This is a genomic window from Pseudomonas allokribbensis, from assembly GCF_014863605.1.
In the GTDB taxonomy this organism is placed as follows: domain Bacteria; phylum Pseudomonadota; class Gammaproteobacteria; order Pseudomonadales; family Pseudomonadaceae; genus Aquipseudomonas; species Aquipseudomonas allokribbensis.
Genome location: NZ_CP062252.1, coordinates 1,900,573 through 1,914,190, shown reverse-complemented (window position 1 = coordinate 1,914,190; position 13,618 = coordinate 1,900,573). Strand labels below are relative to the sequence as shown.

Here is a 13,618-nt window from a genome sequence, read left to right as displayed (position 1 = left end):
GCATTTGTTACGAGGCTGTTTTAATGCCGCTGTCCAACATCCACATCATCCATCAGGACGCCGCCGTTCTGGTGGTGAACAAACCGACCCTGTTGCTCTCGGTGCCCGGCCGGGCCGACGACAACAAGGACTGCCTGATCACTCGCCTGCAGGAAAACGGCTACCCGGAAGCGCGCATCGTCCATCGTCTGGACTGGGAAACCTCCGGCATCATTCTGCTGGCTCGCGACGCCGACACCCACCGCGAACTGTCGCGCCAGTTTCATGACCGCGAAACCGAAAAAGCCTACACCGCCCTGTGCTGGGGTCAGCCGGAACTGGACAGCGGCAGCATCGACCTGCCCCTGCGCTATGACCCGCCAACCAAGCCACGCCACGTGGTCGACCACGAATTCGGCAAACACGCCCTGACCTTCTGGCGTGTGCTGGAACGTTGCGGCGACTGGTGCCGCGTCGAGCTGACGCCGATCACTGGCCGCTCGCACCAGTTGCGCGTGCACATGCTGTCCATCGGTCACCCGCTGCTCGGTGACGGGCTCTATGCTCATGAGCAAGCCCTCGCCGCCTGGCCGCGCCTGTGCCTGCACGCGAGCATGCTCAGCTTTACCCACCCACAGTCCGGCGAGCGCTTGCGCTTCGAATGCCCGGCTCCGTTTTAAGCACTGCCTGACCGGCAGCCGCCTGTTTTAAAGGATTTTGTTCCGGATGAGTTGTACTGATTCCCTGGCAACACCCGTCAAGAAGACCCGTCATCAACTGCTCTACCTGATTTACGGCAACCAGGATGTTTACCGGCGCGAAGCCAAGTTCAGCATCCTGACCGCCCTGTCTCAGGCCAGGACCGGCAAACGTCCGGCGATCAGGATTCTCACTGACCGGCCGCAGGACTACGAAGGCTGGCCGGTCGACACCGTGCTGCTCGACGAGCCGACCCTGACCCGCTGGCAAGGCGAAAACGGCTATCACCACCGACGCAAGGCTTGCGCGATTGCCGCCGGCCTGCAGCTGGCTGAAAAGACCTTGTTCGTCGACACCGATACCCTGTTCACCAGTGACCCGAACCGTCTGTTCCAGGACATCACCCCGGGGCAATCAGTGATGGATCGTTTCGAATACGACTGGAAAGACGTCTTCGAGCGCGACGACTACCTGAAGCTCGGCCGCGACCTCAGCACCCACGGCGTAACCCCGGACAACGGCTTCAAGCTCTACAACAGCGGGCTGTGCGGCGTAACCGACAGCGACGGGAAATTGTTCGAAGAGTCGATCCGTCTGATCGACGAATGGACGGCCGACGGTTTCGAGATCCATACCATCGAACAGATCGCTCTGTCGTTCGCCCTGCGCAAGCGGCCGGTGGTCGAGGCGCGCAAGTACATCTATCACTACTTCGCGGAAAAGCGCTTTTTCCATGCGATGCAGGCGTTCTTCTTCTCCCAGCACGGCGAGAAGTTCAGCCAGCGCCTGGTGGATCTGTGCAAGGACGTGCCGAGGGTCAAGCCGTTTCCGTCCGCCTGGCAACGCCTGAAAATCAAATGGAAGCTGCGCAACCAGAGCGGCACGATGCGCAAGGTCGGCCGTGACCTGTTGTACGGCAGCGCCGCGCCGGATCATCCGTACTACAGCGCCTGTCGCCATGAATGGTGGGAATGTGCCTCGCGGGAGATTCTTCGTTGGGACGAGAGCCGTCAGAAAAAGCTCCTGAGCCAGAGCCGATGGCCGCAACAACTGCCGCGCCCGGAGCGGCCTGAAGATGAAAAAATCATCATGAACTACCTGAAAAAACGCGTGACCGCCGCCCGCTGACCCACACTGTCCACTGCGGGAGCCTGCCCCCGCAGTGGATCTCCTTTTACATTCGATTTCGATTGTGGCCTGCGCACCGGCATGCGTTAAACTCCCGCCCATTGCTGTCTGGAGCTTCTTATGCGCGAAGAGTTGAACCAAGGCCTGATCGACTTCCTCAAGGCCTCCCCTACCCCGTTTCACGCCACCGCCAGCCTTGTTCAACGCCTGGAGGCCGCCGGTTATGTGCGCCTCGACGAGCGCGAGACCTGGCACACCGAAGCCAATGGCCGTTACTACGTCACCCGTAACGACTCCTCGATCGTCGCGATCAAGATGGGCCGCAACTCTCCGCTGCACGACGGCATCCGCCTGGTCGGCGCCCATACCGACAGCCCGTGCCTGCGAGTCAAGCCGCAACCTGAATTGCAGCGCCAGGGTTTCTGGCAGCTGGGCGTCGAAGTCTACGGCGGCGCGCTACTGGCACCGTGGTTCGACCGTGATCTGTCGCTGGCCGGCCGCGTTACCTTCCGCCGCGACGGCAAGGTCGAGAGTCAGTTGATCGACTTCAAGGCCCCGATCGCGATCATTCCCAACCTGGCCATCCACCTCAACCGGGAAGCCAATCAGGGCTGGGCGATCAATGCCCAGACCGAACTGCCGCCGATTCTCGCGCAGTTCGCCGGTGACGAGCGTGTGGACTTCCGCGCAGTCCTCACCGATCAACTGGCCCGCGAGCACGGCCTCAATGCCGACGTGGTGCTCGATTACGAGCTGAGCTTCTACGACACCCAAAGCGCCGCCGTCATCGGCCTGAACGGTGACTTCATCGCCGGCGCCCGCCTCGACAACTTGCTGTCGTGCTACGCCGGCCTGCAAGCCCTGCTGACCGCCGACACCGATGAAACCTGCGTGCTGGTGTGCAACGACCACGAAGAAGTCGGCTCATGCTCGGCGTGCGGCGCCGACGGCCCGATGCTGGAACAGACCCTGCGTCGCCTGTTGCCCGAGGGTGATGAGTTCGTACGCACCATTCAGAAATCCCTGCTGGTTTCGGCCGACAACGCCCACGGCGTGCACCCGAACTACGCCGAGAAGCACGACGCCAACCACGGCCCGAAACTCAACGCCGGCCCGGTGATCAAGGTCAACAGCAACCAGCGCTACGCCACCAACAGTGAAACCGCCGGGTTCTTCCGTCATCTGTGCATGGCCGAAGAAGTCCCGGTGCAAAGCTTCGTGGTACGCAGCGACATGGGTTGCGGTTCGACCATCGGCCCGATCACCGCCAGCCACCTGGGCGTGCGCACGGTCGACATCGGCCTGCCGACGTTCGCCATGCACTCGATCCGCGAACTGTGCGGCAGCCATGACCTGGCCCACCTGGTCAAAGTGCTGAGCGCGTTCTACGCCAGCCGCGAATTGCCGTAACCGGTTCTGTGGCGAGGGCGCTTGCTCCCTCGCCACGGCGACTGCGCAGTGACTGTGATACACATCACCACCGGTCGGCAAAATTCCACCTAGACTTAAATCATCCCCTACGACAAGGCTGTCGCCATGATCTCGATGTCTGCGTTCCACGCCATGCTCATTCCGATTCTGTGCGGAATGATTCTGCTGGCGATCGGCTTCAACTTCCGCGACAAGAACGCCGGAGTGTTCGCCATGTGGATCGGCATGCTGTTGATCCTGGCCACCGTGGTCTACAAGATCCTCGCCAAACTCAACGAATAAATCCGCGCTCGGCTCGCATTGATTTTGACGGGCTCGTACACTCGCCCGATCCGCCCCTTGCGAGGTTGACCGCCTAGTGTTCGCTCGTCTTTCTGCCCTGCCCTGCCTGTTCCTCATCTGCCTGATGACGCTGCTGCCGTTGGCGCCTGCCCACGCGGTGAGCCTGCCCGGCCTGCTCAGTGGATCGAACAAGGCGCAACCCGAGGCCCAGGAACCCCTCGGCCAGTCCCTTGACGAAGTCATCAAGTCGCTGGAAAACGACAAGCAACGCGCCCAGTTGCTGAGCGACCTGAAGAAACTGCGCGACGCCACGAAAAAAGCCCAGGCCACCCCGGAAGAAGGTGTGCTGGGCCTGATTGGCGGCACCCTCGCCACCTTCGAAAAGCAATTTACCGGCAGCGACAGCCCGCTCAATCGCTGGTCCGCCGAATTCGATCTGGCCAAAGACGAACTGTCTGACCTGATGCTGCCGGCCAGCGAATGGCTGCCGATCATCTTCGCCTTCGCCGTGATCCTTGCCGTCTGGAGCCTGCTCGCCGCCGCACTGATCTGGCTTGGCCACCGGGTGCGCATGCGCTTTGGCCTGACCGAAGAGCTGCCGCAAAACCCCCGGGCCCTCGACATGCTGCGCTTCGCCCTGCGCAAGCTCGGGCCATGGATGATTGCCCTGGCCATCACGGTTTACATGAGCTACGCGCTGCCGTCGTCGCTGGGCAAAAGCCTGGCGATGGTTCTGGCCTACGCGCTGGTGGTCGGTACCTGTTTCTCGGCGATCTGCGTGATTGCCTTCTCCGTACTCGACGGCCCGCACCGCCATCGCGCGCTGTACATCCTGCGCCATCAGGCCTTTCGCCCCTTGTGGTTGATCGGCAGCTTCGCCGCGTTCGGCGAAGCCCTGAACGACCCACGACTGGTGGCTGGCCTCGGCGTGCACCTGGCGCACACCGCCGCCACCGTCGCCAATGTGCTCGCGGCCTTGTCGACCGGCCTGTTCATCCTGCGCTTCCGCCGCCCGATCGCCCACCTGATCCGCAACCAGCCGCTGTCCCGCCGCCTGACCCGCCGCGCCCTCAGCGACACCATCGAAATCCTCGGCACCTTCTGGTACGTGCCGGCGCTGGTGCTCGTGGGAATTTCCCTGTTCGCCACCTTCGTCTCCGCCGGCGACACCAGCACCGCCTTGCGCCAGTCGCTGATCTGCACCGTGCTGCTGGTGTTGTGCATGGTGATCAACGGCCTCGTCCGCCGCCACGCCCTCAAACCCCAACGCGGTCCGAAACGCCACGCCTTCTATTCCGAACGCCTGAAAAGCTTCTTCTACACCCTCGCTCATTTGCTGGTGTGGCTGGCGTTCATCGAACTCGGCCTGCGGGTCTGGGGCATGTCGCTGATCGGCTTCACCGAAGGCGAGGGCCACGACGTCAGCGTCAAACTGTTCAGCCTGATCGGCACATTGATCTTCGCCTGGCTGATCTGGATCCTCAGCGACACCGCCGTCCACCACGCCCTCACCCGCTCACGCAAAGGCCTGGCCAACGCCCGCGCACAAACCATGATGCCGCTGATCCGCAACGTGCTGTTCGTGGCGATCTTCATCATCGCCCTGATCGTCGCCCTGGCGAACATGGGCATGAACGTCACGCCACTGCTGGCCGGTGCCGGCGTGATCGGCCTGGCGATCGGCTTCGGCGCCCAGTCGCTGGTGGCCGACCTGATCACCGGCCTGTTCATCATCATCGAAGACTCCCTGGCCATCGACGACTACGTCGACGTCGGCGGCCACCTCGGCACTGTCGAAGGCCTGACCATTCGCACCGTACGCCTGCGGGACATCGACGGCATCGTCCACACCATCCCGTTCAGCGAAATCAAAAGCATCAAGAACTACTCTCGGGAATTCGGCTACGCGATCTTCCGCGTGGCGGTGCCGTTCAACATGAACATCGACGAAGCCATCAAACTGATGCGCGAAGTCGGCCAGAAAATGCGCACCGACCCGCTGCAGCGCCGCAACATCTGGTCGCCACTGGAGATACAAGGGGTGGAAAGCTTCGAGTCCGGCAACGCGATATTGCGCGCCCGGTTCAAGACCGCACCGATCAAACAGTGGGAAGTTTCACGGGCGTTCAACCTGTCGCTGAAACGGCATCTGGATGAGGCCGGGCTGGACCTGGCGACGCCGAGGATGAATGTGCAGGTGATCACAGCAGGCGGCGGCCAAACCCAGGAATAAACCAGCCCCTCACCACTCAAAACGATGAGCGTTAGCTCGAGAAAAGCTTTTGACGTGCCGGCCCCATCGGCAGGCTGAGTGGAGGGATTTATCCGGGGGTGGGAGCGCAGCGACCGTGCGGCGAAGCCGCATGCATCGAGAGGAGGTGCAGCGAAGCAAACCGTAGGCGATGCCCCCGGATGAATCCCGGAACGAAGGAACACCGAGCCCAGGCGAGGTGCCGAACGCCGGGGCCTAGACCTTTGGTTCCTTTGGGGCGTTTGCCAAAGGGACTCGCCGTAAGGGCGAAACCATAAGAAGCCGTTACCGCAGCAACGGATATTCACCCCAAAAAATCAAACTACATCAACCCCGACGTGAATCGCATCATGCCGCCAAAACTCCAGATCACAATCAATCAACCGCCCCGACTGATCATAATTGACCCGAGCAATCCGTAACCCCGGACTCCCCACAGAAACCCGTAAAGCCGCCGCCGCATCGACCGATAAAGACGTAGGCACAATCTCGAACCGCACCCGCCCATAGTGCAAATCGTAATGCCGCGCATAAAGCTCGGTAATCGACTGATTCAAATCAAACTCCAGAATCCCCGGAAAAAACTGCGGATTCAGATAATGCTCCACATACAACACCAACCGCCCATCGATCCGCCGCGACCGGCAAATCTGAATCACGCTCGACAACGCCGGCAACTGCAACCACGCACACACCGCCGCTGACGCCGGTTGCAGCCGCGCCGAAATCACCTCGGTCGACGGCACCCGCCCCTGCGCACTGACCATCGCGTGAAAGTGACTGCGCTGCATCAGGTTATAGGCCAGGCGCGGTGGCGACACGAACCAGCCCCGACGCTCCTCGCGATAAATCTGCCCTTGCGCCTCCAGCTGCAACAAGGCTTCCCGTACCGTAATCCGGGTCGTGCCGAACAACTCGCTGAGCTTGCGCTCGGCCGGCAACTTGCTCCCCGCCGCGAGCAAGCCATGGTCGAGCTGCTCCTGGAGGATCTGGCCAATGGCTGTCACCGCTTTTGTTGCCTCATCGCGCATCAACGTTACCTATCTGGACTAGACCAGCACTGTTTCGGGGCAAAACCGCACGACTATTGCGCCGTTCGGTCGTGCTGCAAGCCTAGGCAGTGCAGATGACCGAGAGATGACAAAACTACCGAACGGTCGCCCTGACAACTTGCAATACATCGGCCAAGTCCCTTGTCCACCGGGACTTTGAGGGTGGTCTACGCTTACCCGGCAGCCGTCGATACCGGAGAAATAAAACGCGGGTCGGGTATTCGCCGACATCAAAGTGTCATCCAGCCCCCCTACATTGGCTCAGGTATTGCTGACCTAGACCAACACAAACCGCAATCGCAGCGTTGAACACGACCAAGGAGCTTCGGAATGAAACAGCTTTTCCTGGCAACACTGTTAGGCTCGACCATTGCCATGTGCACCGCCGCCATGGCGGCTGATGATCTGAAAACCCTCGAAGCCGCTGCGAAAGCGGAAGGCGCCGTCAACAGCGTCGGCATGCCCGATGACTGGGCCAACTGGAAAGGCACCTGGGAAGACCTGGCCAAGACCTACGGCCTGAAACACATCGACACCGACATGAGTTCGGCACAGGAAATCGCCAAGTTCGCTGCCGAGAAAGACAACGCCACCGCCGACATCGGCGACGTCGGCGCGGCCTTCGGTCCGATCGCGGTCAAACAAGGTGTCGTGCAACCCTACAAGCCGACCACCTGGGATCAGGTTCCTGCATGGGCCAAGGACAAGGACGGCAACTGGGCACTGGCCTACACCGGCACCATCGCCTTCATAGTCAACAAGAAGCTGCTGCACGGCTCCGAAGTACCGACCAAATGGGCTGACCTCAAGGGCGGCAAATACAAGGTTTCCATCGGTGACGTGAGCACCGCCGCACAAGCTGCCAACGGCGTACTCGCTGCTGCGCTGGCCAACGGCGGCGACGAGAAAAACATCCAGCCTGCCCTGCTGCTGTTCGCAGACATCGCCAAGCAGGGTCGCCTGTCGATGGCCAACCCGACCATCGCCACCATGGAAAAAGGCGAGATCGAAGTCGGCGTGGTCTGGGACTTCAACGGCCTGAGCTACAAGGCCAAGATGGCCAACCCGGATGACTACGTGGTGCTGATCCCGTCCGACGGCTCGGTGATTTCCGGCTACACCACCATCATCAACAAATACGCGAAGAACCCGAACGCCGCCAAGCTGACCCGTGAATACATCTTCAGCGACGCCGGCCAGACCAACCTCGCCCGCGGCAACGCCCGTCCGATCCGCGCCGAGCACCTGACCCTGCCGGAAGACGTGAAAGCCAAACTGCTGCCGAACGAGCAGTACAAGAAGGTCACGCCGATCAAGGACGCCGATGCGTGGGAGAAAACCTCCAAGGCCCTGCCGCAGAAGTGGAACGAAGAAGTCATCGTAGAAATGAAGTGATGCTGTAGATCCCGTTTTCGGGGTTACTGAAGATCCCCTGTGGGAGCGAGTTCGCTCCCACAGGGGAATCTGCGTTGAATTCAAAATCTGATCTGTTTCGCGGAGTTTTTGCCCCTATGAAGCACAACGTCATCCTTGTCGTGCTCGACGGCCTCAATTACGAAGTCGCGCGTCACGCCATGGGGCATCTGCAGGCTTACGTTGGCGCAGGACGCGCCGCGCTCTACCAGTTGGAGTGCGAGCTGCCGGCCCTGTCCCGACCGCTTTACGAATGCATCCTCACGGGCGTGCCGCCCATCGACAGCGGCATCGTCCACAACAACGTCTCGCGCCTGTCCAATCAGCGCAGCATCTATCACTACGCCCGCGATGCCGGTCTGAAAACCGCCGCCGCGGCGTACCACTGGGTCAGCGAGCTCTACAACCGCTCGCCGTTCGTGGCCGCACGGGATCGTCACACCGATGACCCGGCGCTACCGATCCAGCACGGCCACTTCTACTGGAACGATCACTATCCGGACTCGCACCTGTTCGCCGACGCCGAAAACCTGCGCCTGCGCCACGCCCCGGACTTTCTGCTGATCCATCCGATGAACATCGACGACGCCGGCCACAAGCACGGCCTCGACACTCCGCAATACCGCAATAGCGCACGCAGCGCCGACATCATCCTCGCCGACTACCTGCAAGGCTGGCTCGACGCCGGTTATCAAGTGCTGGTGACCGCCGACCACGGCATGAACAACGACCGCTCGCACAACGGCCTGCTGCCGGAAGAACGCCAGGTGCCACTGTTTGTGCTCGGTGACGCCTTCAGCCTGAACGCCGACGCCACACCGAAGCAGACCGACATCTGCGGCACCGTCTGCGAGCTGCTCGGCGTACCCCACGACAAACCTGTGTGCCGGGAGTTGCTCAAGTGAACTCAATGACTCGCGGCAAATGGCTGGCCGCCCTGTGCCTGGTGCCCTTCGCCCTGTTCTTTATCGTGTTCGAAATCGCCCCGCTGGTCTGGGTGATGATCAACAGCCTGCAATCGGAAGAGTTCGGTTGGGGTTTCGCCAACTTCAGCAAGATCTTCAATTCGAAGTTCTATTTGCAGGCGATCCAGTACAGCCTCGAAATCAGTTTCTGGTCGAGCGTTTTCGGGATCATCATCGCGGTGCTGGGTGCCTACTCCCTGCGTCGGGTCGATTCGAAGCTGCGCAACTTCGTCAACGCCTTCGCCAACATGACCAGCAACTTCGCCGGCGTGCCTCTGGCGTTCGCGTTCATCATCCTGCTCGGTTTCAACGGCAGCATCACCATCATGCTGAAACAGGCCGGGATCATTCAGGACTTCAACCTGTATTCGAAAACCGGGTTGATCATCCTCTACACCTACTTCCAGATTCCCCTCGGCGTGTTGCTGCTGTACCCGGCGTTCGACGCGCTGCGTGAAGACTGGCGTGAATCCGCCGCACTGCTGGGTGCTGACGGCTGGCAGTTCTGGCGCCACATCGGCCTGCCGGTGTTGACCCCGGCCCTGCTCGGCACCTTCGTGATCCTGCTGGCCAACGCCCTCGGCGCCTACGCCACGGTGTATGCCCTGACCACCGGCAACTTCAACGTGCTACCGATCCGCATTGCCGCGATGGTCTCCGGCGACATTTCCCTCGATCCGAACCTGGCCAGTGCCCTGGCCGTGGTGCTGGTGGCGCTGATGACTCTGGTGACCGTCGTGCATCAACTGCTGTTGAAGAGGAGCTACCATGTCTCGCGCTGAATCCGGCCCGGCCGGCGTCTACCACCGCGTCGTGGTGTACCTGCTGTTCGCCATCCTGCTGCTGCCGCTGGTGGGCACGCTGGTCTACTCGATCGCCAGCAGTTGGTCGGCCACTATCCTGCCCAGCGGTTTCACCTTCAAGTGGTACATCCAGTTATGGAGCGATCCGCGCTTCCTGCACGCGTTCGGCCAGTCGTTGCTGGTGTGCGTCGGCGCGCTGATCCTGTCCGTGGTGCTGATCCTGCCGCTGCTGTTCGTGGTGCATTACCACTTCCCGAAACTCGATGCGCTGATGAACATCCTGATCCTGCTGCCCTTCGCGGTGCCGCCGGTGGTGTCGTCGGTGGGTCTGTTGCAGCTCTATGGTTCCGGGCCGTTCGCGATGGTCGGTACGCCGTGGATCCTGATCGGTTGCTACTTCACCGTGGCGCTGCCGTTCATGTATCGGGCGATCACCAACAACCTGCAAGCGATCAACCTGCGCGACCTGATGGACGCCGCCCAATTGCTTGGCGCCAGCACTTCTCAGGCAGCCTTCCTGGTGGTGCTGCCGAACCTGCGCAAGGGTTTGATGGTGGCGTTGCTGCTGTCGTTCTCGTTCCTGTTCGGTGAGTTCGTGTTCGCCAACATCCTGGTCGGTACCCGCTACGAAACCCTGCAGGTCTACCTCAACAACATGCGCAACAGCAGCGGCCACTTCACCAGTGCACTGGTGATTTCCTACTTCTTTTTCGTGCTGGTCCTGACCTGGGTCGCCAACATCTTGAACAAGGACAAAAGCGAATGAGCTATGTCAGCGTCCAACACCTTCAGAAAAACTATGCGGGCACCACGGTGTTCAGCGACATCAACTGCGAAATCCAGAAGGGTGAATTCGTCACCCTGCTCGGCCCGTCTGGTTGCGGCAAATCCACCCTGCTGCGCTGCATCGCCGGCCTGACGCCGGTGGATGGCGGCAAGATTTTGCTCGACGGCGTCGACATCGTGCCGCTGACGCCACAGAAACGCGGGATCGGCATGGTGTTCCAGAGCTACGCACTGTTTCCCAACATGACCGTGGAGCAGAACGTCGCCTTCGGTCTGCGCATGCAGAAGGTCAATGCCGACGACAGCCACAAGCGCGTCGCCGAAGTGTTGAAACTGGTTGAACTCAATGATTTCGCCAGCCGTTATCCGCACCAGCTCTCCGGCGGTCAGTGCCAGCGTGTCGCCCTCGCCCGCTCGCTGGTCACCCGTCCGCGTCTGTTGTTGCTGGATGAGCCGCTGTCGGCCCTCGATGCACGGATTCGCAAACACCTGCGCGAGCAGATCCGTCAGATCCAGCGCGAACTCGGCCTGACCACGATTTTCGTCACACACGATCAGGAAGAAGCCCTGACCATGTCTGACCGGATTTTCCTGATGAATCAGGGAAAGATCGTACAAAGCGGCGACGCCGAAACCCTTTACACCGCCCCGGTCGACGTATTCGCTGCCGGCTTCATCGGCAACTACAACCTGCTGGACGCCGACAGTGCCTCGAAGCTGTTGCAGCGGCCGATCAACCATCGCATCGCCATTCGCCCGGAGGCCATCGAGCTGAGCCTGAACGGCGAACTCGATGCGCAGATTCGCAGCCACAGTCTGCTGGGCAACGTGATCCGTTATCGCATCGAAGCCCGGGGCGTGGAATTGGTGGTGGATGTGCTCAACCGTTCGGCGGCGGACCTGCACCCCGACGGTCAGCGCCTGGCACTTTCCATCGATCCGACGGCCCTGTGTGAGGTAGCCTGATGACTTTGCTGACGTTGAAGAGAGAACTGCACTGATGGCTCTGGCAATTTTTGATCTGGACGAAACCCTGATCCACGGCGACTGCGCCACCCTCTGGAGCGAGCAGATGGGGCGCCTGGGCTGGGTCGATCCCGAGTCGTTCATGCGCAAGAACAACGAGCTGATGGACGCCTACAGCCATGGCAAGTTGCGCATGGAAGACTTCATGGAATTCAGCCTCGAACCCTTGATCGGTCGAACCCCGGAAGAAGTCGAACATCTGGTCGGCCCGTGGGTAGAAGACTTCATCGAGCCGATCATTTTCAGCGATGCGACCAAAACCATCGCCGCCCACCGCAAGGCCGGCGACCGGATTCTGGTGATCTCGGCCTCGGGCACGCACCTGGTCAAACCCATTGCCGAGCGGTTGGGCATCGACGAGATTCTGGGGATCGAACTGGAAGTGGCACATGGCGTATACAGCGGCCACACCGTGGGCACCCTGACCTACCGCGAAGGCAAGATCACCCGCTTGCTGGAATGGCTGGATGCCGAAGAGGAAAACCTTGAAGGCGCGAGTTTCTATTCCGACTCACGCAATGATCTGCCGCTACTGCTGAAAGTGGATTACCCGCATGTGGTCAATCCGGATCCGGTACTGCTTGCAGAGGCCGAGAAGTCCGGCTGGCCGATCCACCTCTGGAAGTAAGCGATTGCCTTGTGGGAGCAGGCCTGCTCCCACAAGCATCGACGATCAGCTCAGGCTTTCGTCGATCACCAGCACCAGCTTCCCGGCCACCGTGTTGCTCGCCAGCTCGGCGAATGCTGCCTCGGCATCCTTGATCGGGAATGCCTTGGCCAGTTGTGGCTTCAAGCGTCCCTCGGAAAACAGCGGCCACACGTGCTGGCTCAGATCACTGAACAGATCGGCCTTGAACTGATCGTTGCGGCTGCGCAAGGTCGAACCCAGCAGTTGCACGCGCTTGGCCAGCACCTGGGCCAGATCGAGTTTCGCTTCGCGGCCACCCATCAGACCGATGAGCACCCAACGTCCGTCCTGAGCCATCAGCTTCAGATTCAATGCGGAATAATTGCCACCGACCGGATCCAGAATCACATCGAACGGCCCGAAGTCCCGCAGGCTCTCCAGATCATCGGTGCGCACCACGCCACCTTGCGCCCCCAGTGCTTCACAGTAGGCCAAGCGCTCGGTCGAACCGACGCTGACCCAGCACGGATTGCCAAACGCCTTGCACAGTTGAATGGCGGCTGAACCGATACCACTGGCCCCGGCATGCAGAAGAACTTTCTCACCCGGTTTGAGCGCAGCGAGCTGGAAAATATTCAGCCAGACGGTCGCGTACACCTCAGGCAGTGCAGCCGCTTCGATCAGCGACACGCCTTCCGGAACGGGCAGCACATGCCGCCCGTCGACGACCACTTCTTCGGCCATCCCGCCCCCGGCCAGCAAGGCGCAGACACGATCACCGACCTGCCAGGAAGAACCGGCGCCGACTTCGCTGATCACCCCGGAGCACTCAAGACCGAGCACCTGACTGGCACCCGGCGGCGGTGGATAAAGGCCCGCCTTCTGTAATAAATCCGCGCGATTGAGGCCGGCTGCCGCCACCTGGATGCGAACTTGTCCTACATCACACATAGGACTCGGCTCATCAACCCATGCCACTTGACCTTCAACGCCTTGCAATGCCTTCACAGTGCCTCCATAGTGAGTCTGGACTGAGCCCGAAGCTGAAGCGCCGGGCTTTTTGCATTATGCGACCGGCCCTGGGGTCTGAACGAACGCTGAACAGCAGTTATCGTACAGAGCGTAGAGGTACCGGCGACTTCAAAGACGGCCTAATATGCGTTATCAATTGTCCC

The 13,618-nt window shown here is 60.9% G+C and carries 13 protein-coding genes; 11 read left to right on the top strand and 2 right to left on the bottom strand.

The features are described from left to right. The first annotated feature begins 23 nt into the window (after positions 1-23). The 5 genes from IF199_RS08815 (at position 24) to IF199_RS08795 (ending at position 5,752) form a co-directional block, all read left to right on the top strand. On the top strand, positions 24-659 hold the full coding sequence (locus IF199_RS08815; RefSeq protein ID WP_085732336.1) for an RluA family pseudouridine synthase: 636 nt from the start codon (positions 24-26) through the stop codon (positions 657-659). 46 nt (positions 660-705) lie between these two features. Then, complete coding sequence (locus tag IF199_RS08810; protein WP_192560140.1) at positions 706-1,806, top strand: hypothetical protein; 1,101 nt, start codon at positions 706-708, stop codon at positions 1,804-1,806. A 120-nt stretch (positions 1,807-1,926) separates the two neighbouring features. Beyond that, positions 1,927-3,216, top strand: coding sequence for a M18 family aminopeptidase (locus IF199_RS08805; RefSeq protein WP_096822929.1), 1,290 nt, complete (start codon positions 1,927-1,929; stop codon positions 3,214-3,216). 126 nt (positions 3,217-3,342) lie between these two features. Next, the gene (locus tag IF199_RS08800) at positions 3,343-3,519 is read left to right on the top strand and encodes a hypothetical protein (protein WP_173861399.1); all 177 of its coding nucleotides are present in this window, start codon (positions 3,343-3,345) and stop codon (positions 3,517-3,519) included. A gap of 76 nt (positions 3,520-3,595) precedes the next feature. Next, positions 3,596-5,752, top strand: a complete 2,157-nt coding sequence (locus IF199_RS08795) for a mechanosensitive ion channel family protein (protein ID WP_102622514.1) — start codon at positions 3,596-3,598, stop codon at positions 5,750-5,752. 335 nt (positions 5,753-6,087) lie between these two features. Here IF199_RS08795 and IF199_RS08790 read toward each other — a convergent pair whose 3' ends face one another. Next, the gene (locus IF199_RS08790) at positions 6,088-6,801 is read right to left on the bottom strand and encodes a UTRA domain-containing protein (RefSeq protein ID WP_085732333.1); all 714 of its coding nucleotides are present in this window, start codon (positions 6,799-6,801) and stop codon (positions 6,088-6,090) included. A 351-nt stretch (positions 6,802-7,152) separates the two neighbouring features. On the opposite strand from IF199_RS08790, the gene IF199_RS08785 reads away from it, so the two are divergent. From IF199_RS08785 to IF199_RS08760, 6 genes are all read left to right on the top strand, one after another. Further along, the gene (locus IF199_RS08785) at positions 7,153-8,217 is read left to right on the top strand and encodes an ABC transporter substrate-binding protein (protein WP_085710620.1); all 1,065 of its coding nucleotides are present in this window, start codon (positions 7,153-7,155) and stop codon (positions 8,215-8,217) included. Between the two features lie 116 nt (positions 8,218-8,333). Further along, positions 8,334-9,140, top strand: a complete 807-nt coding sequence (locus tag IF199_RS08780) for an alkaline phosphatase family protein (RefSeq protein ID WP_102622780.1) — start codon at positions 8,334-8,336, stop codon at positions 9,138-9,140. Positions 9,141-9,145: 5 nt separating this feature from the next. Further along, the gene (locus tag IF199_RS08775; RefSeq protein ID WP_167748736.1) at positions 9,146-9,982 is read left to right on the top strand and encodes an ABC transporter permease; all 837 of its coding nucleotides are present in this window, start codon (positions 9,146-9,148) and stop codon (positions 9,980-9,982) included. Next, a complete protein-coding gene (locus tag IF199_RS08770) occupies positions 9,969-10,769 on the top strand; it encodes an ABC transporter permease (RefSeq protein ID WP_192560139.1) in 801 nt (266 codons plus the stop codon). The genes IF199_RS08775 and IF199_RS08770 overlap by 14 nt, the downstream gene beginning before the upstream one ends. Next, the gene (locus tag IF199_RS08765) at positions 10,766-11,755 is read left to right on the top strand and encodes an ABC transporter ATP-binding protein (RefSeq protein WP_192560138.1); all 990 of its coding nucleotides are present in this window, start codon (positions 10,766-10,768) and stop codon (positions 11,753-11,755) included. The genes IF199_RS08770 and IF199_RS08765 overlap by 4 nt, the downstream gene beginning before the upstream one ends. A gap of 34 nt (positions 11,756-11,789) precedes the next feature. Next, complete coding sequence (locus IF199_RS08760; RefSeq protein WP_096822922.1) at positions 11,790-12,443, top strand: HAD family hydrolase; 654 nt, start codon at positions 11,790-11,792, stop codon at positions 12,441-12,443. A gap of 45 nt (positions 12,444-12,488) precedes the next feature. Here the strand turns inward: IF199_RS08760 and IF199_RS08755 are convergent, their stop codons facing one another. Further along, on the bottom strand, positions 12,489-13,451 hold the full coding sequence (locus IF199_RS08755) for a zinc-binding dehydrogenase (RefSeq protein ID WP_192560137.1): 963 nt from the start codon (positions 13,449-13,451) through the stop codon (positions 12,489-12,491). Positions 13,452-13,618: the final 167 nt, after the last annotated feature.

Excerpts from the sequence above, each read along its gene's own strand:
- IF199_RS08815 (WP_085732336.1), top strand. The coding sequence starts at position 24 with ATGCCGCTGTCCAACATCCACATCATCCATCAGGACGCCGCCGTTCTG.
- IF199_RS08810 (WP_192560140.1), top strand. The coding sequence starts at position 706 with ATGAGTTGTACTGATTCCCTGGCAACACCCGTCAAGAAGACCCGTCAT.
- IF199_RS08805 (WP_096822929.1), top strand. The coding sequence starts at position 1,927 with ATGCGCGAAGAGTTGAACCAAGGCCTGATCGACTTCCTCAAGGCCTCC.
- IF199_RS08800 (WP_173861399.1), top strand. The coding sequence starts at position 3,343 with ATGATCTCGATGTCTGCGTTCCACGCCATGCTCATTCCGATTCTGTGC.
- IF199_RS08790 (WP_085732333.1), bottom strand. The coding sequence starts at position 6,801 with ATGCGCGATGAGGCAACAAAAGCGGTGACAGCCATTGGCCAGATCCTC.
- IF199_RS08785 (WP_085710620.1), top strand. The coding sequence starts at position 7,153 with ATGAAACAGCTTTTCCTGGCAACACTGTTAGGCTCGACCATTGCCATG.
- IF199_RS08780 (WP_102622780.1), top strand. The coding sequence starts at position 8,334 with ATGAAGCACAACGTCATCCTTGTCGTGCTCGACGGCCTCAATTACGAA.
- IF199_RS08775 (WP_167748736.1), top strand. The coding sequence starts at position 9,146 with ATGACTCGCGGCAAATGGCTGGCCGCCCTGTGCCTGGTGCCCTTCGCC.
- IF199_RS08770 (WP_192560139.1), top strand. The coding sequence starts at position 9,969 with ATGTCTCGCGCTGAATCCGGCCCGGCCGGCGTCTACCACCGCGTCGTG.
- IF199_RS08765 (WP_192560138.1), top strand. The coding sequence starts at position 10,766 with ATGAGCTATGTCAGCGTCCAACACCTTCAGAAAAACTATGCGGGCACC.
- IF199_RS08760 (WP_096822922.1), top strand. The coding sequence starts at position 11,790 with ATGGCTCTGGCAATTTTTGATCTGGACGAAACCCTGATCCACGGCGAC.